This window comes from Escherichia sp. WS1368, assembly GCF_046487485.1.
GTDB lineage: Bacteria > Pseudomonadota > Gammaproteobacteria > Enterobacterales > Enterobacteriaceae > Escherichia > Escherichia coli.
In genome coordinates this window covers 54,360-71,543 of record NZ_JBJQJI010000003.1, presented here as the reverse complement: position 1 = coordinate 71,543, position 17,184 = coordinate 54,360, and the positions used below count along the sequence as shown (strand labels likewise).

The window sequence follows — 17,184 nt, the reverse complement described above, 5'->3', positions numbered from 1 at the left end:
GGATTGGGTACAATCCCGCTCTTATCACCGCATTTTGACTAGCTCAAGAAAAGAAATCAGACCATGTTTGAAATTAATCCGGTAAATAATCGCATTCAGGACCTCACGGAACGCTCCGACGTTCTTAGGGGGTATCTTTGACTATGACGCCAAGAAAGAGCGTCTGGAAGAAGTAAACGCCGAGCTGGAACAGCCGGATGTCTGGAACGAACCCGAACGCGCACAGGCGCTGGGTAAAGAGCGTTCCTCCCTCGAAGCCGTTGTCGATACCCTCGACCAAATGAAACAGGGGCTGGAAGATGTTTCTGGTCTGCTGGAACTGGCTGTAGAAGCTGACGACGAAGAAACCTTTAACGAAGCCGTTGCTGAACTCGACGCTCTGGAAGAAAAACTGGCGCAGCTTGAGTTCCGCCGTATGTTCTCTGGCGAATATGACAGCGCCGACTGCTACCTCGATATTCAGGCGGGGTCTGGCGGTACGGAAGCACAGGACTGGGCGAGCATGCTTGAGCGTATGTATCTGCGCTGGGCAGAATCGCGTGGTTTCAAAACTGAAATCATCGAAGAGTCGGAAGGTGAAGTGGCGGGTATTAAATCCGTGACGATCAAAATCTCCGGCGATTACGCTTACGGCTGGCTGCGTACAGAAACTGGCGTTCACCGCCTGGTGCGTAAGAGCCCGTTTGACTCCGGCGGTCGTCGCCACACGTCGTTCAGCTCCGCGTTTGTTTACCCGGAAGTTGATGACGATATCGATATCGAAATCAATCCGGCGGATCTGCGCATCGACGTTTATCGCGCGTCCGGCGCGGGCGGTCAGCACGTTAACCGTACCGAATCTGCGGTGCGTATTACTCACATCCCAACTGGGATCGTGACCCAGTGCCAGAACGACCGTTCCCAGCACAAGAACAAAGACCAGGCCATGAAGCAGATGAAAGCGAAGCTTTATGAACTGGAGATGCAGAAGAAAAATGCCGAGAAACAGGCGATGGAAGACAATAAATCCGACATCGGCTGGGGCAGCCAGATTCGTTCTTATGTCCTTGATGACTCCCGCATTAAAGATCTGCGTACCGGGGTAGAAACCCGTAACACGCAGGCCGTGCTGGACGGCAGCCTGGATCAATTTATCGAAGCAAGTTTGAAAGCAGGGTTATGAGGAACCAACATGTCTGAACAACACGCACAGGGCGCTGACGCGGTAGTCGATCTTAACAATGAACTGAAAACGCGTCGTGAGAAGCTGGCGAACCTGCGCGAGCAGGGGATTGCCTTCCCGAACGATTTCCGTCGCGATCATACCTCTGACCAATTGCACGCAGAATTCGACGGTAAAGAGAACGAAGAACTGGAAGCGCTGAACATCGAAGTTGCCGTTGCTGGCCGCATGATGACCCGCCGTATTATGGGTAAAGCGTCTTTCGTTACCCTGCAGGATGTGGGTGGCCGCATTCAGCTGTACGTTGCCCGTGACGATCTGCCGGAAGGCGTTTACAACGAGCAGTTCAAAAAATGGGACCTCGGCGACATCCTCGGCGCGAAAGGTAAACTGTTCAAAACCAAAACCGGCGAACTGTCTATCCACTGTACCGAGCTGCGTCTGCTGACCAAAGCACTGCGTCCGCTGCCGGATAAATTCCACGGCTTGCAGGATCAGGAAGCGCGCTATCGTCAGCGTTATCTGGATCTCATCTCTAACGATGAATCCCGCAACACCTTTAAAGTGCGCTCGCAGATCCTCTCTGGTATTCGCCAGTTCATGGTGAACCGCGGCTTTATGGAAGTTGAAACGCCGATGATGCAGGTGATCCCAGGCGGTGCCGCTGCGCGTCCGTTTATCACCCACCATAATGCGCTGGATCTCGACATGTACCTGCGTATCGCGCCGGAACTGTACCTCAAGCGTCTGGTGGTCGGTGGCTTCGAGCGTGTATTCGAAATCAACCGTAACTTCCGTAACGAAGGTATTTCCGTACGTCATAACCCAGAGTTCACCATGATGGAACTCTATATGGCTTACGCAGATTACAAAGATCTTATCGAGCTGACCGAATCGCTGTTCCGTACTCTGGCACAGGATATTCTCGGTAAGACGGAAGTGACCTATGGCGACGTAACGCTGGACTTCGGTAAACCGTTCGAAAAACTGACCATGCGTGAAGCGATCAAGAAATATCGCCCGGAAACCGACATGGCGGATCTGGACAACTTCGACTCTGCGAAAGCGATTGCTGAATCTATCGGCATCCACGTTGAAAAGAGCTGGGGTCTGGGCCGTATCGTTACCGAGATCTTCGAAGAAGTGGCAGAAGCACATCTGATCCAGCCGACCTTCATTACTGAATATCCGGCAGAAGTTTCTCCGCTGGCGCGTCGTAACGACGTTAACCCAGAAATCACAGACCGCTTTGAGTTCTTTATCGGTGGTCGTGAAATCGGTAACGGCTTTAGCGAGCTGAATGACGCGGAAGATCAGGCGCAGCGCTTCCTGGATCAGGTTGCCGCGAAAGACGCAGGCGACGACGAAGCGATGTTCTACGACGAAGATTATGTCACCGCACTGGAACACGGCTTACCGCCGACAGCAGGTCTGGGAATTGGTATCGACCGTATGGTAATGCTGTTCACCAACAGCCATACCATCCGCGACGTTATTCTGTTCCCGGCGATGCGTCCGGTGAAATAAGCATTACGTTATGCTCACAACCCCGGCAAATGTCGGGGTTTTTTATTTAAGCTGGGTAAATGCAGATAATCGTTTTCTGGCTTCGCGATTTGTCGCCTGCATCACCATCCACGGACTGAACGCCCACGGTGTGGCATCAATACCGTGTAATACATCTGCTAAATCACACCATTGATAATCCATCACTTCATCATCGTTGATCTGTAACGCACTGGTCGTGCGTGCGGCAAATACCGGACACACTTCATTTTCCACAATGCCATTCGGATCGGTGGCGCGGTAGCGAAAGTCAGGATAGACCGGTTCTGGTGCTGTTATTTCCACACCCAGCTCAAAGCGGCAACGGCGGATCACCGCGTCTTCGTTGCTTTCGCCCAGTTGTGGGTGCCCACAAACCGAGTTAGTCCACACGCCCGGCCATGCTTTTTTGCTAAGGGCGCGGCGGGTAACTAATAATTGCCCCTTGGCATTAAACAGCCAACTGGAGAACGCGAGATGTAAGAGGGTGTCTGCCGTGTGTGCGGCATACTTTTCCAGCGTACCCGTGGGAACTCCCTGTGCATTCAATAAAATGACGTGTTCCGTTTGCATAATTTCTCACATGTAATTCTAATCACTCATCATTATAGATAATTGAAGAGTGAAATGATTAACCAAGTGAGCGTTTATCGACAACCGCCCGTTTTGAGCGGATGCCGACAGGTAAAAACCATTTAAAAAAGCAGCATCATATATTTGAAGCGACTTTCAATGGCCATTGCAACACAGTCAGAAATGACAGGAATAGAGAGAGTAAAAAGCAACAACAGACTGAATATAGCGCGCATTAAAAGATTCATATTATTCTCCATGCTCATTTTTCTTCAGCTTGCGCATCAGAAGCCACATACGTACTGTCCTGACTTTTAAATCTTTATCAGAGACGGATTCCTTCACCAGATCAGCATGATGCTGATAGCCATTAAAGAAGACGTTCAGCACAACGGCGCTAAGGGTTGCGAGCATAATGCCGCTATGCAGCAGCGGTTGCAGTACGGCCGGTAACTTAGAAAAGAAATCGTGAGAGAGCGTCGGAGTCATGCCAACGCCGAGACTGATCGCCACAATATAGAGGTTGTAACGGTTGGTGGTGTAGTTACAGCGCGACAGAATTCGAATCCCTGTCGCCAGTACCATGCCGAACATCACCAGCCCAGCACCGCCCAGCACAAATTGCGGAATGGAGGCGACCAGCACCGCCATTTTTGGCACCATGCCAAACAGGATTAATATAATTCCCGAAGAAATACACACCCAGCGGCTATGAACGCGCGTCACGCTAACCAGGCCAACGTTTTGAGAAAATGACGTGTGGGGGAAGCTGTTAAACGTTCCGCCTATCATTGTCCCTACGCCATCGACACGCAGCCCGCGAATAATATCGTGTGAAGAGAGTTTACGACCGACTATTTCACCTAGTGCCAGGAACATCCCCATCGACTCGATAAACACGATGATTAACACGGCAGTCATGGTCAGAATGGAAACGGGATCGAAAATCGGCATACCAAACGACATCGGCGTAACAATCGCAAACCACGAGGCATCATGTAGCCCGGATAAATTGACTTCATTCATCATCCACGAAAGTAAAAAGCCAAATACAATCCCCAGTAATACGGCGACGTTGGACATAAATCCTTTCGCATAGCGAGTAATGAGCAAGATAAAAATTAAGACGGCAAAGGAGATCCCCAAATAAACGGGATTACCATATTGCGGATTCCCTTTACCTCCGGCGGCCCAGTCAATACCCACCTGAATGATGCTAAGTCCGATAGAAGTAATAACCACACCGGTAACCAGTGGCGGGAATAAAGGCATCAAGCGACCGATAAGTGGCGCTAATAATGTGGTGATAAAACCCGCGGCGATAGTGGCACCAAATATCCCCAGCAGGCCGATATCCGGGTTCATCCCAATGGCTATCATTGGTGTTACAGCAGCAAAGGTCACCGACATAATCACCGGCAGGCGGATCCCCATAAAGCGGCCGATACCGATACATTGCAATAATGTGACGATCCCGCAGCAAAAGAGATCCGAGCTAATGAGCATCGCAATAGCTTCTTTTGAGAGGCCCAGTCGGTCTCCAATCATAAGTGGAACAGCGACTGCACCTGCGTACATGACAAGGACGTGTTGCAGACCGAGTATGATCAGCTTTCCTGGTGATAATATGCGGTCAACCTCATCAGTTGGGCGATCTTGCCCTGAAGATGAGGGAAGTTGGGAATCTATGGCGCTCATCAGTGTTTCTCCTTTCGCCCGCCAGAGTAAAAAGCAACCGTTTACGTTAATGAAACTGTCTAAACACATGCTCGTGGAGTGCCAGTTTTTGCGAGGAAGGGGAGTTAGAGACAGGAATTGCGGAGGCAATCACATAATCGTGGTTAAACCACGAAAATGAGAAGAGAACCTGACAATGGAATTATCTGTAATTTTCTCATATTGATATTTCATTAATCATTCTGGCATGTCGCACTCTCGCATTTAATCGTTTTTATCTGGATAGCGCTCTTTTGGTCGGCAATGTTGAAATAATGAAAGCGGCACAGATTGAGGGGCAATAATTTGAACTCAGTCGCAAAATTATAATTAAAACGGTCATGCTACCTAATATATGCCCGTTTATTGCATCGCGAAATTTGAGAAGACATAACTCATTAAATGAAAGGGATGCAAATGAATAAGTTTATCGCTGCTGAAGCTGCGGAATGTATAGGCTGTCATGCTTGTGAAATTGCCTGTGCGGTGGCACATAATCAAGAAAACTGGCCGCTGAGTCACAGTGACTTTCGACCACGTATCCACGTTGTAGGGAAAGGCCAAGCTGCGAATCCGGTGGCCTGCCATCACTGCAACAATGCCCCTTGCGTTACGGCTTGTCCGGTTAATGCTCTGACTTTCCAGCCCGATAGCGTACAACTGGACGAGCAAAAATGTATTGGTTGTAAAAGATGCGCAATCGCTTGCCCCTTTGGCGTCGTTGAGATGGTCGATACGATTGCGCAGAAATGCGACCTTTGTAACCAGCGCAGTTCCGGCACGCAAGCCTGTATTGACGTATGCCCAACACAGGCGTTACGGCTGATGGACGATAAAGGGTTGCAGCAGATAAAGGTGGCCCGCCAGCGCAAAACGGCAGCAGGAAAAGCGTCATCAGATGCTCAGCCATCTCGCAGTGCAGCGTTGCTCCCCGTTAACTCGCGTAAAGGCGCAGATAAAATTTCAGCGAGTGAACGGAAAACCCACTTTGGCGAAATCTATTGCGGGTTGGATCCACAACAAGCGACTTATGAGAGTGACCGCTGTGTTTATTGTGCCGAAAAAGCTAACTGCAACTGGCATTGCCCGCTGCATAACGCTATTCCGGATTACATCCGTCTGGTGCAGGAAGGAAAGATTATTGAAGCGGCAGAACTTTGCCACCAGACCAGTTCCTTACCAGAAATTTGCGGCAGAGTTTGCCCACAGGACCGTCTTTGTGAAGGCGCATGTACTTTGAAAGATCACTCTGGCGCAGTCACTATCGGTAATCTGGAACGCTACATCACCGATACCGCGCTGGCGATGGGCTGGCGTCCCGATGTCAGCAAAGTTGTTCCCCGTAGCGAAAAAGTGGCGGTGATTGGCGCTGGGCCTGCAGGGTTAGGGTGTGCTGATATTCTGGCGCGCGCAGGAGTTCAGGTTGATGTCTTTGATCGCCATCCAGAAATTGGCGGTATGCTGACTTTTGGCATACCTCCTTTCAAACTCGATAAAACGGTATTAAGCCAGCGGCGAGAGATATTCACCGCAATGGGAATCGACTTTCATCTTAACTGTGAAATTGGCCGCGATATTACCTTTAGCGATTTAACTTCTGAATATGATGCAGTTTTCATCGGCGTGGGGACTTACGGGATGATGCGAGCAGATCTGCCGCATGAAGATGCGCCCGGTGTCATTCAGGCTCTACCGTTCCTGACTGCCCATACCCGCCAGCTCATGGGATTGCCGGAGTCTGAAGAGTATCCGCTGACGGATGTGGAAGGTAAGCGAGTCGTGGTATTGGGCGGTGGCGATACGACAATGGATTGTTTGCGAACTTCCATCCGCCTCAATGCCGCCAGCGTGACCTGCGCGTATCGTCGTGATGAAGTCAGTATGCCGGGCTCGCGCAAAGAGGTGGTCAATGCGCGCGAGGAAGGTGTCGAGTTTCAATTCAATGTTCAGCCGCAATATATCGCTTGTGACGAAGATGGGCGTTTAACTGCGGTGGGCCTGATTCGTACCGCCATGGGTGAGCCGGGGCCGGATGGTCGCCGTCGTCCTCGTCCGGTAGCGGGTTCAGAGTTTGAATTGCCCGCCGATGTTCTCATTATGGCCTTTGGTTTCCAGGCGCATGCCATGCCGTGGTTGCAGGGCAGCGGAATTAAACTCGATAAATGGGGCCTGATTCAAACCGGTGACGTCGGGTATTTACCTACCCAGACGCATCTGAAAAAAGTCTTTGCTGGTGGTGATGCAGTTCATGGCGCGGATCTGGTTGTCACTGCAATGGCCGCAGGAAGGCAGGCGGCGCGCGATATGTTAACTCTGTTTGATACGAAGGCATCGTGATGAAATCGTTAATTATCGTTAATCCGGCTGACTGTATTGGCTGCCGTACTTGTGAAGTAGCCTGTGTGGTCGCTCACCCTTCAGAACAGGAGTTGAATGCCGATGTCTTTTTACCCCGGCTGAAGGTACAGCGACTGGACAGCATCAGTGCGCCGGTGATGTGCCATCAGTGTGAAAACGCCCCTTGTGTTGGCGCTTGCCCCGTGGGGGCGCTGACGATGGGCGAGCAGGTGGTGCAGACCAATTCTGCCCGTTGTATTGGCTGTCAGAGTTGCGTCAGTGCGTGCCCATTTGGGATGATAACCATTCAGTCGTTGCCGGGGGATACCCGGCAACAAATTGTGAAATGCGATCTCTGTGAACAGCGGGAAGAGGGGCCTGCCTGCGTTGAATCTTGCCCGACACAGGCGCTGCAGTTGCTTACTGAAAGAGAACTCAGGCGAGTCCGCCAGCAGCGTATTGTTGCCAGCGGTGAGAATCCTCTCTGAAAGAAATCTCCGCGCTGAAAGGCGCGGAGAATCTATTAGATTGCCCAACCACCCGCGTAAAATGCGACCAGTGCGGCAGTAATGATCACCGTACCAATATTCAGCTTTTGCCATTCGCGTGCAAAAACGCGGCCTACGACCAGTGTCACAAAGCCCAGCATAATACCGGTAACGATATTACAAGTCAGAACGATGAACACGGCACACACCAGGCCAGCCATTGCGTCAATAAAATCATTGAAATCCAGCTTCGAGACGTTACTTAACATCAGCAAACCTACGTACATCAGAGCGGGTGCAGTGGCGTAACCAGGGATCAAAAATGACAGCGGTGATAAGAACAAAATCAGCAGGAATAACGCCCCCACTACGGTTGCGGTCAACCCTGTTTTACCCCCGGCGGCGGTTCCTGCCGCTGATTCGATATAAACCGCTGCGGGCGCTGCGCCCACCAGGCCGGAGAATATTGAACTTACTGAGTCACTGGTCAGGGCTTTGCCGCCGTTGATGATCTGGTTGTCTTTATCCAACAAATTCGCCTGACCGGCGACGGCACGGATGGTGCCAGTGGCGTCGAACACTGCGGTCATCACCAATGCCAGTACACTCGGAAGTACAGTTGGCTGGAGTGCGCCCATAATATCGAGGCTGAAAATCAGAGACTTACCATCTTCGCCAGTCAGGCTTGGCATCGCCACCAGACCGTGGTACTTCACCGCTGGATCAAAGATTAAGCCGATGATCGAAATTGCAATAATCACCAACAAGATCCCGCCGGGTACGCGACACTTCTCCAGACCGAAGATGACCGCCAGCCCCAGCAAGCTCATCATCACCGGGAAGGAGGTAAACGCACCGAGCGCCACTGGCAAGCCTTCAATCGGGTTTTTGATAACCATTCCCACACCGTTAGCAGCAATCAGCAGCAGAAACAGGCCGATACCGATACCTGTACCGTGAGCTATCCCCATCGGTAAATTACGTAAGATCCAGGTACGCACACCGGTTACGGAAATGGCGGTGAAGATGACGCCCATCAGAAAGACCGCGCCCAGTGCGACAGGAACGCTAATTTGTTGCCCGAGAACCAGACTGAATGCGGTAAACGCCGTCAAGGAAATCGCGCAACCAATCGCCATTGGCAAATTGGCCCATAATCCCATCAGCAACGAGCCGAAGCCCGCGACCAGACAGGTGGCAACAAACACAGCTGCGGGAGGAAAACCTGCTTTGCCCAGCATTCCCGGAACGACGATAACGGAATAAACCATGGCCAGAAAGGTCGTTAAGCCAGCCAGTACTTCCTGACGAACGGTACTGCCACGAGCGGTAATTTTAAAATAATTATCCAGCGCGCCCTGTGGCTTTGGTGCGTCCGGTGTTTGTAGGATGTCTCCAGACATAATGATGTCCTCACGAGGATGTTAAAGTTTTATTATTAGTTGCGTTCGTACACCAGACGACCATCAACGTAGGTGCGGTAGATCGAACGGTCATCGCCCAACGTCATCATCACGAATAATTTGTCGACTAAAGAAACAGAGTTGTCATAGCGCAGCTGCTGTAGCGGAGTGGCGGTGGGTTCCATCACCACGAAATCAGCCTCTTTGCCAGGTAAAAAGTTGCCAATCAAATCGTCAAGGCCCAGAGATTTCGCTCCGCCGAGCGTGGCCAGGTAAAACGCTTCATATGCCGAGAGGCGATAGCCTTGTAATTGCAATACCTTGTAGGCTTCGTTCAGCGTTTGCAGCATGTTAAAAGTTGTTCCGGCACCGATATCTGTTCCCATGCCCACTTTGACTTTCTTCTGCCATGCTTTTTTCAAGTTGAATAAGCCGCTGCCGAGGTAAAGGTTGGAGGTCGGACAGAAAGCAATGCTGGATTTGGTTTCGCTGAGACGATCCCACTCTTTTTCTTCGAGATGGACGCAGTGAGCAAAGACACAGTTTTTACCGGTCAGGCCGTACTGATGGTAAACATCCAGATAGCCATCATGTTCAGGATAAAGTTCTTTCACCCAGACAATTTCATCTTTGTTTTCACAGAGATGGGTATGTACCCACGTATCCGGATATTCTTCTTTCAGGCGTTTCGCCATCGTCATCTGTTCAGGAGATGAGGTAGGGGCGAAGCGTGGCGTAATCGCATACAACAGACGACCATTTTTGTGCCAGCGCTCGATCAGTTCTTTGCTTTGGTGATAGCTGCTTTCGGCAGTGTCGAGCAGATAATCCGGTGCGTTGCGGTCCATCATCACCTTACCGGCAATCATACGCATATTGATATGGCTGGCGGCTTCAAACAGCGCATCAACGGATTGCGGATGAACAGTGCCAAACACCAGAGCCGTGGTGGTTCCGTTACGTAAAAGCTGCTTGATGAAGAACGCCGACATTTCGCGGGCGTACTCTAAATCCTCATAACGACGTTCAGTAGGGAAGGTGTGTTTATTCAACCACTCCAGCAATTGTTCACCATAGGCCCCCACCATTTCACTTTGCGGATAATGGATATGTGTATCGACAAAGCCCGGTACTATCAGTTTGCCGCGATAGTCGCGCACGCGAATAGTGTCAGGAATTTGATGCTTTCCGTCTTCCCATTCACCAAACCATTCCACTTTTCCCTGTTTAATGAGTAATAAACCATCCTCAATAAACCGCAGCGCAGAGGCAATCTCTTCCGGGTTATCGACCGTACGGGTGACATCAATAAAACTGCCTCGTACCGCTTTTAACGTGTGTTCTCCTGACATCATTGACTCCTTTACTGTTAATCCATCTCTTCCGCTGAGGTAATACCAGGCAGAACGTTTTCCTGTCGGTAGCCACCAGGGAGGATAATATTTAATAAAATCGCAGTTAACCCGCCAGCACAAATAGGGTTTTCAACTAGTACATAAATAGAGGCTGGCAATATTTTAAAAATTTCGGGATCGTAGGAGACGCCAAGCCCTAAACCTAAAGAAGTGGCGACAATAAGTGTTTCACGGCGCTTTAAACCATTGGTGATGATGATGCGAATCCCAGCGATGGCAATCATGGAAAACATCAACGTCATTGCGCCTCCCAGAACTGCCGAGGGAATGGTCGTGAAGAAGCCGCCAATCATCGGAAACAAACCGAGGATAACCAGCATTACCGCGATGGTTCGCCCGACATAACGTGAAGCGACGCCAGTCATCTGAATAACCCCATTATTTTGCGCAAACGTGGTTAAGGGTAATGAACCGACAGCGGAGGCGATAACAGAAACCAGACCGTCTGCCAGCACGCCGCCTTTCAGTCGGGACTGATACTCTTCTCCCTGAATGGGTCGGCGGGAAACCATTGCCGTGGCGGTGATATCGCCGACAGCTTCCAGCACGCTAAGCAAATAAATCGTGCCAACCACCAGGAACTGATGGAAGCTGAAACTAAACCCGTATTTGAATGGATGCGGGATGGTGATTAACGGCAAATTGCGCATACTGCTGAAATCCACCATACCCAGGCATAACGACGCGATATAACCGACGCATAGCCCAATGGCGATCCCTCCCATGCGTAGCAACGGACTGCGACAGCAGTTAAAGCCGATCACCACAATCAAAACCAATAAACCAACGCCGAGATGTTCGTAATTGCCGAACGTACCGCTGCTTTTGGCTGCAAATCCTCCACCAAAATCGATAATGCCGACTTTAATCAGGCTTAAGCCGATCATCAGTACCACAATACCGCTGACAGTAGGCGTAATAACCCGACGTAAATAGGGCAGGATAAAAGAAGAGCCGACAACCAGAAATGCGCCAACGAAGGAGACGCCGAGGAGCGACGACATGATTAACTCTTCGTGAAAACCGTCGCTTTTCATGCTGCTGCCCAGCGCAATCATGACCGTAACAAATGAAAAATTGACTGACTGAATTGAGAGAAGACCAGAACCGACGATGCCGTAGCGGTTTACTTGTAACCAGGTACCAATACCAGAGGCGATCATCGCCATAGAAACCAGATAAGCGGTTGTTTCAGCGGAAAGCTGTAAGGCCGCACCCACGATTAACGCGGGGGTTACCATCGGAACGAAAATTGCCAACAGATGGGTAATGGCACCAACGAGAGCCTGATGAAAGGGAGGGCGATCCTCCAGTTCAAATATAAGGTCAGAACCTGCATGGTTTATATCAGACATCCCTTCACTCCTTTTAAAGTAAATTTGATCATCTGAATTAGTAAAATAAATTCCCACGAATTTGGGGCGCAGGACGCCTTGAGAACGGCTTATCTCATTTTCGCAGTCACTATTTAGTCGTCGTTCAAACAGAGAAACAGGCCGCCGAAGCGGCCATTTATTATTTATATTTTTTCCAGCGCGGTGAGTATTTTCTCCGGTGTGAAATGCCATTCGCGTAACCAGATGCCGCATGCATCGTGAATTGCGGTAGCAATCGCCGGAGCTGCGCCATTTACACCGATTTCCGAGATCGATTTCGCCCCGAACGGGCCGACTTTATCGTCGCTCGGCACCAGCACAGCGCGGAAATCACGCGGAATATCGCCTATTTTCGGTGCGCCGTAACTGCGTAAATCACGCGTTAACGGGTGACCTTCGGCGTCATAAATGATTTCTTCGCTCATACTGTGGCCGATTGCACGAAGGGTGGCACCGTAGATTTGTCCCAACGCTAACTCTGGATTGACCGGTGTACCGCAATCCAGCAAGGCGTAGAATTTATCCAGGCGGATTTCACCCGTACGCGTGTTGACGGCAACTTCAGCAAAGTTTGCGCCATACGGGAAGGCGAAATCAGGCGTGATATAACTGCCAGTTCCCACCAGTGAACCAAAGCCTGTGCCGGTTTCGCCTTTATGGGCAATATCCCCGAAACTAACTTCGCCTTTCTTGCCGCGTACGACGCCCGGCGTTGCTAGTTGGACATCTGCCACTGGCTCACCCAACATTTGCGCGCCGTGGAACAGAATTTTCTCCCGCAGATTTTCCGCTGCCAAACGCGCCGCGTTACCCGAGAAGCAAGTACCGGACGAGGCATATGCGCCTTTATCAAACAACGCATGATCGGTATCACCGGAGATAACATGCACGTCCTGCGGAGGGCAGTGCAGCACTTCTGCTGCCAGTTTCGTCACTACAGTATCCAGACCAGTACCAATATCCGCACCGCCAGAATGAACGATAAAGGTGCCGTCCGATTCCAGTTTGATCATACAGTTAGCCTGATCGATATCCGGGATACCCGATTTCTGCATGATAATGGCGACGCCGCGACCGATGTGCCAGTCACCATTTTGCGGTTTCGGTGAAGACCATTGGATCATCTCGCGACCCTGACGCAGGATCTCTTCCAGTGCGCAGCTGGCGGCGGAAGGAACGGAGGTCGGCGCTTTACCTTCACCGATTGCACCGAGAATTTTCAGCTCTTGCCCTTCGTGTACCCGGTTACGTTCGATAATTTCCAGTTGGTCGATCTGTAACTGTTCAGCCAGTTCCGCTAATGCCATGGTGATAGCGAAGTTACCTTTCGGTGCGCCATAACCCTGATAAGCACCATTTGGGCAAATGTTGCTGTAGTAGGTGGTGACCTGGAAATCGACGTTATCGCACGGATATAACGGCAGCGACAGCGCCGGTCCGTTACACGGTACGGTGAGTGAGTGGTTGCCGTAAGGGCCAGTGTTGGCGCGGAAATCCATCTTCACTGCCGTCAGGCGACCATCTTTTTTCGCTCCCAGTTTGACGGTGACTTTCGCGACGTGACGAGAGGTGTTAGCAATAAACTCTTCTTCACGGGTGTAGCGGAACAGTACCGGACGCCCGGTCACGCAGGTTGCCCAGGCGCACACTTCTTCCAGCAGGATGTCCTGTTTAGACCCAAAACCGCCGCCAACTCGCTCTTTAATGACATGAACTTTATGTTGTTTCATGCCCACGAGGCGCGCGACCTGGCGGCGTAAGTGCCATGGTACCTGGGTGGAGGCGTGGATAACCAGACGATCGCCGTCCATACGGGTAAAGCAGATATGTGTTTCAGTCGGGCACTGCTGCGCCTGCGTTGAGTTATAGGTTCGCTCAATGATCACATCGGCATCGGCAAAGCCTTTGTCCATATCGCCAATATGACCATGAATACTGGCGGCGATATTTTTGCGAGGGCGAGAACCGATCGGGAAGTTGATGATCATATGCTCGCCGCGCTGGGCTGCATGGCTGTTATCGTCTTCCAGAGTATCTGGCGCACCAGCAACATACACCACCGGTTCATCGTGCACGACAGGCGCATCTTCCGCCATTGCTTCGTCGATCGACATTACCGGCTTAAGCACTTCATATTCAACGTCGATGAGCTTCAGTGCTTCGAGCGCAATTTCTTCACTTTCTGCGACGACCGCAGCAACGCGATCGCCGACGTGACGCATTTTCTTGCCGAACATACGGCGGTCAAGCGGTGACGGTTCCGGTGCGCTCTGACCGCCCGGGGTATAGTAGATATCCGGGCAATTCAGGTGAGTAATAACGTGAACAACGCCCGGTAAGGCTTCAGCTTTGCTGACATCCAGATGAGTAATCAGTGCGTGAGCGTGTGGGCTACGTAACATTTTAATGACGCAGGCGTCAGCCGTTACGCGGTCTTCAACATAGCAGGGTTTCGCCTGCACCATTTTCGCGGCATCAGTTTTAGGATAATGCTTGCCAATGACTTCAAGGTCGTCACGGAAAGTCGGAGCGATATCAATGGTGGCCTGCGGATTATTTTTACGTGCAACCGCCAGTTCAATGACCTGATAGTATTGCTGCCAGCCAGCATCGCGGCTAAACAGACCTGAGAGTGCATCGTCGATCTCTTCGCGGGTAGGTGCGTCGATGCGATCGAGAAGATCGGTGATAATCAGAGCTGCAGCTGGATCGTTATAACCAGACTGCACCACGCCAACATCAACCATGGCCTGTTGAACCAGACTTAACTCATTCCATTTGCCCAGAGATTCTGCAGTACGAATATCTGCCTTCTCTAACTGTGCGGCGATAAGCAAGGACGCGTTAACGATATTACCGTTAAAGATAATTGCGTCAGAACCGGCAAACCCAAAGCCATCATCACTGTTGCGTACAGAGTGCATTCCCATGTTAAACAACAGCTTTTGCACGTTTTCGCCTGGATTAACGGTTAGCTCCTGAGGCGCGCCATTTAAAGTAAAGTGGATGATCATACGGCTTCCTCCCCAGCCTGTTGGCAGTCGGCATACAGGTCGGCTACCAGAACTCCCGTGATATAGCGTTTATAGGCCACGCTGCCCCGCAAATCTTCCTGCGGGAAAATGGCGTTGGCGACAGCCTGTTCAAGTGCATTGCCTTCCAGATTTTGTTTTTCGACATCGTGCAGACGCAGGGCTTTACTGGCGACGCCATCCAGCGCAATTCGCATACCGTCGTGGTCTGTCATTGCAACGGCTGCCGTCACGACGGTTAAACCTGCCTGAGAACGGCTAATTTTGCGGGTCGCACAGGTGCGATACGGATCTTTAATGATAATTTCGGTTAGCAGGCGATCGCATGGGCAGGCCAGGTAGTCCTCGATTGACAGCGTTTCGCCGTTGCCAAAAACCAGTTCAGCATCCAGTGCCAGCAGGACGGGAAGCAGCACCGACTCTTCCTGCCGGGCGGCGATTTCACCACCAATGGTCGACTGATTACGAACATGGCGTGAGTAAACAAAACCGAGGGCTTCACGCAGTGCTGCAGGAATAAATCGCGCATCACGCAGTGGCTGCAAGCGAGACATTGCACCAATCCGCAGTGCACCGTTATCCCAGTCAACCCAGTCCAGTTCCAGATCCTGTAAGGAAATGGCAATCTTTTTATCGGTACGGGTTGGTGTAGCGTTGAGTTTGCTGCCCCCGGCGAACCAGACGGCTTCATCCTTGTAGCGGCGCTTCAGTTCCAGCGCCTGTTCGACAGAGTCGGGCCTGAAAAATTGTTCAATCATCTTCTTTCCTTATTTAACCCTCTTCCCTGCGGGAAGAGGGTATTTGTCATTTATGCCAGCGCATCCATCCGACGCCACATACTGGCAGCGGCTTTTCTGGCTTGCGCATAAATGGAATCGCAATCGAAGTTAAACTGACGGTCTTCATAGACCATCACGCCATTGACCATCACGCTATGAACGCTGCCTGAGCCCATACCGAAAGCGATATGCCCGGCGATATTGTCTGCAAGCAGCGGTGTCGGCGAGTTGTAATCGCAAATGGTTAAATCGGCTTTGTAACCGGCTTCCAGAAGGCCAAATTTCGCGCCAAAGTTGCGGCTCATCAGTTCGTTGCCGTTAGCCAGTGCTTTGGCAAAACTGTCAGGCCACAGCGGACCACCCGCATCGCGATGTTTAAAGAAGGCAAATTTCATCTCTTCAAACATGTCCGAACCAATGCCGTCAGTTCCCAACGCCAGATTGCGGATGTCGCTAAGGTGATGGTTGTAGCCGACATGGTTGTTCATGTTTGAACGGGCGTTATGCACCAGGAACGCATCGCGCTGATTGAGTAGGGCGATGTCATCTTTCGACAAGTACAGCCCATGAGCGACCAGCGTTTTGCTGTCGATGAGATCGAATTGCGCCAGTCGTGCCAGCAGGTCTTTGCCGTACCAGTGGTGACTGTAGGAAACGTCGTAAAGGTCTTCCGCAGCGTGAATATGCAAACCACGATCTGTGGCTTTCACGGCTTCACGCAGCATCTCCAGACCGGCATCCGGCACGGTAAACGGCGCGTGAGCGCCGATATGTGCTTCCACCAGATACGGCTCGGTTGCTGCTTTCTTCGCCTCATCAATCTGACGGGCGAAGCGGATGTTTTCTTCTACACCTTCCTGCAACTCTTTGATGCCGTTGTTACGGTCAGTAGTTTCAAAACAGGTCATCGCGCGCAGGCCAACTTTTAAAAATGCGTTGCGCAATGTGGAGAGCGACCCGCCGATATACGCCGGAGAGGCATGGTGATCGATAACCGATGTACATCCGCTCTTAATCGCTTCCAGGGAACAAATCAGTCCGCTGTAATAGAGCGACTCTTCATCAAGGGCGCGATCGAGTCGCCACCAGAGATTTTTCAGCGTTGAGATGAAATCCGGGCAGGGGGCGATGTTTGCCATAATTCCGCGGGACAGTCCCGAGTAAAAATGGTTGTGCGAGCAGACAATTCCCGGCATCACAATCCGACCATGCATCTCTTTGTAGCTGGCATCGGGGTAGCGTTGCGTCAGGGCATCGCCGATAGCGACAATCACATCATTTTCGATGGCGATATCAACGCCTTCCTGCACTTTCGCCGGGTGTAACTGCACTGCGGTGACATTCTTCAGAATCAACAT

At 51.2% G+C, this 17,184-nt stretch carries 14 protein-coding genes; 5 read left to right on the top strand and 9 right to left on the bottom strand.

Annotated features, from left to right (window positions below; translation table 11 throughout):
- Nucleotides 1–63: 63 nt before the first annotated feature.
- Both prfB and lysS read left to right on the top strand, forming a co-directional pair.
- Nucleotides 64–1,162 (top strand): peptide chain release factor 2 gene (gene prfB / locus ACJHYD_RS09070; RefSeq protein ID WP_001701073.1). Its coding sequence is split into 2 segments (ribosomal slippage): nucleotides 64–138 and nucleotides 140–1,162, totalling 1,098 coding nucleotides; the frame shifts between segments, so codons are not numbered across the junction.
- Nucleotides 1,163–1,171: 9 nt separating this feature from the next.
- Nucleotides 1,172–2,689, top strand: a complete 1,518-nt coding sequence (lysS, locus tag ACJHYD_RS09065) for a lysine--tRNA ligase (RefSeq protein ID WP_000003071.1) — start codon at nucleotides 1,172–1,174, stop codon at nucleotides 2,687–2,689.
- Between the two features lie 42 nt (nucleotides 2,690–2,731).
- On the opposite strand, the gene idi is transcribed toward lysS, so the two are convergent.
- A complete protein-coding gene (gene idi, locus ACJHYD_RS09060; protein ID WP_001192788.1) occupies nucleotides 2,732–3,280 on the bottom strand; it encodes an isopentenyl-diphosphate Delta-isomerase in 549 nt (182 codons plus the stop codon).
- Nucleotides 3,281–3,334: 54 nt separating this feature from the next.
- Here idi and ACJHYD_RS09055 point away from each other — a divergent pair, with 54 nt between their 5' ends.
- A complete protein-coding gene (locus ACJHYD_RS09055) occupies nucleotides 3,335–3,406 on the top strand; it encodes a protein YqfH (RefSeq protein ID WP_120795390.1) in 72 nt (23 codons plus the stop codon).
- Here the strand turns inward: ACJHYD_RS09055 and yqfG are convergent.
- Nucleotides 3,403–3,528 carry a protein YqfG gene (yqfG, locus tag ACJHYD_RS09050; protein WP_001050745.1) on the bottom strand — a complete coding sequence of 42 codons (126 nt, stop codon included), beginning with the start codon at nucleotides 3,526–3,528 and terminating at the stop codon, nucleotides 3,403–3,405. The genes ACJHYD_RS09055 and yqfG overlap by 4 nt on opposite strands.
- A 1-nt stretch (nucleotide 3,529) precedes the next feature.
- Nucleotides 3,530–4,978, bottom strand: a complete 1,449-nt coding sequence (gene uacT, locus ACJHYD_RS09045) for a urate/proton symporter UacT (protein ID WP_001295374.1) — start codon at nucleotides 4,976–4,978, stop codon at nucleotides 3,530–3,532.
- A 435-nt stretch (nucleotides 4,979–5,413) separates the two neighbouring features.
- Here uacT and ygfT point away from each other — a divergent pair, with 435 nt between their 5' ends.
- Both ygfT and ACJHYD_RS09035 read left to right on the top strand, forming a co-directional pair.
- Entirely contained in the window at nucleotides 5,414–7,333 is a 1,920-nt protein-coding gene (gene ygfT, locus ACJHYD_RS09040; RefSeq protein ID WP_001564003.1) for a formate-dependent uric acid utilization protein YgfT, read from the top strand.
- Nucleotides 7,333–7,821: a 4Fe-4S dicluster domain-containing protein gene (locus ACJHYD_RS09035; RefSeq protein ID WP_000838428.1), complete on the top strand. Its 489-nt coding sequence runs from the start codon at nucleotides 7,333–7,335 to the stop codon at nucleotides 7,819–7,821. The genes ygfT and ACJHYD_RS09035 overlap by 1 nt, the downstream gene beginning before the upstream one ends.
- A 35-nt stretch (nucleotides 7,822–7,856) precedes the next feature.
- Here ACJHYD_RS09035 and ghxQ read toward each other — a convergent pair whose 3' ends face one another.
- The 6 genes from ghxQ to ssnA form a co-directional block, all read right to left on the bottom strand.
- Nucleotides 7,857–9,224 carry a guanine/hypoxanthine transporter GhxQ gene (ghxQ, locus tag ACJHYD_RS09030; protein WP_000012163.1) on the bottom strand — a complete coding sequence of 456 codons (1,368 nt, stop codon included), beginning with the start codon at nucleotides 9,222–9,224 and terminating at the stop codon, nucleotides 7,857–7,859.
- 35 nt (nucleotides 9,225–9,259) lie between these two features.
- A complete protein-coding gene (gene guaD, locus ACJHYD_RS09025; RefSeq protein WP_001564001.1) occupies nucleotides 9,260–10,576 on the bottom strand; it encodes a guanine deaminase in 1,317 nt (438 codons plus the stop codon).
- Nucleotides 10,577–10,593: 17 nt separating this feature from the next.
- Entirely contained in the window at nucleotides 10,594–11,994 is a 1,401-nt protein-coding gene (gene xanQ / locus ACJHYD_RS09020; RefSeq protein ID WP_001280192.1) for a xanthine/proton symporter XanQ, read from the bottom strand.
- Between the two features lie 164 nt (nucleotides 11,995–12,158).
- Nucleotides 12,159–15,029: a molybdopterin-dependent oxidoreductase Mo/Fe-S-binding subunit gene (locus ACJHYD_RS09015; RefSeq protein ID WP_000583656.1), complete on the bottom strand. Its 2,871-nt coding sequence runs from the start codon at nucleotides 15,027–15,029 to the stop codon at nucleotides 12,159–12,161.
- Nucleotides 15,026–15,805, bottom strand: coding sequence for a molybdopterin-dependent oxidoreductase FAD-binding subunit (gene ygfM / locus ACJHYD_RS09010; protein ID WP_001521226.1), 780 nt, complete (start codon nucleotides 15,803–15,805; stop codon nucleotides 15,026–15,028). Before ygfM ends, ACJHYD_RS09015 begins: the two co-directional genes overlap by 4 nt.
- A 50-nt stretch (nucleotides 15,806–15,855) precedes the next feature.
- Nucleotides 15,856–17,184: a putative aminohydrolase SsnA gene (gene ssnA, locus ACJHYD_RS09005; protein WP_001551606.1), complete on the bottom strand. Its 1,329-nt coding sequence runs from the start codon at nucleotides 17,182–17,184 to the stop codon at nucleotides 15,856–15,858.

Excerpts from the sequence above, each read along its gene's own strand:
- lysS (WP_000003071.1), top strand. The coding sequence starts at position 1,172 with ATGTCTGAACAACACGCACAGGGCGCTGACGCGGTAGTCGATCTTAAC.
- ACJHYD_RS09035 (WP_000838428.1), top strand. The coding sequence starts at position 7,333 with ATGAAATCGTTAATTATCGTTAATCCGGCTGACTGTATTGGCTGCCGT.
- ACJHYD_RS09015 (WP_000583656.1), bottom strand. The coding sequence starts at position 15,029 with ATGATCATCCACTTTACTTTAAATGGCGCGCCTCAGGAGCTAACCGTT.
- ghxQ (WP_000012163.1), bottom strand. The coding sequence starts at position 9,224 with ATGTCTGGAGACATCCTACAAACACCGGACGCACCAAAGCCACAGGGC.
- ygfM (WP_001521226.1), bottom strand. The coding sequence starts at position 15,805 with ATGATTGAACAATTTTTCAGGCCCGACTCTGTCGAACAGGCGCTGGAA.
- guaD (WP_001564001.1), bottom strand. The coding sequence starts at position 10,576 with ATGTCAGGAGAACACACGTTAAAAGCGGTACGAGGCAGTTTTATTGAT.
- idi (WP_001192788.1), bottom strand. The coding sequence starts at position 3,280 with ATGCAAACGGAACACGTCATTTTATTGAATGCACAGGGAGTTCCCACG.
- ssnA (WP_001551606.1), bottom strand. The coding sequence starts at position 17,184 with ATGTTGATTCTGAAGAATGTCACCGCAGTGCAGTTACACCCGGCGAAA.
- xanQ (WP_001280192.1), bottom strand. The coding sequence starts at position 11,994 with ATGTCTGATATAAACCATGCAGGTTCTGACCTTATATTTGAACTGGAG.
- uacT (WP_001295374.1), bottom strand. The coding sequence starts at position 4,978 with ATGAGCGCCATAGATTCCCAACTTCCCTCATCTTCAGGGCAAGATCGC.
- ygfT (WP_001564003.1), top strand. The coding sequence starts at position 5,414 with ATGAATAAGTTTATCGCTGCTGAAGCTGCGGAATGTATAGGCTGTCAT.
- yqfG (WP_001050745.1), bottom strand. The coding sequence starts at position 3,528 with ATGAATCTTTTAATGCGCGCTATATTCAGTCTGTTGTTGCTTTTTACT.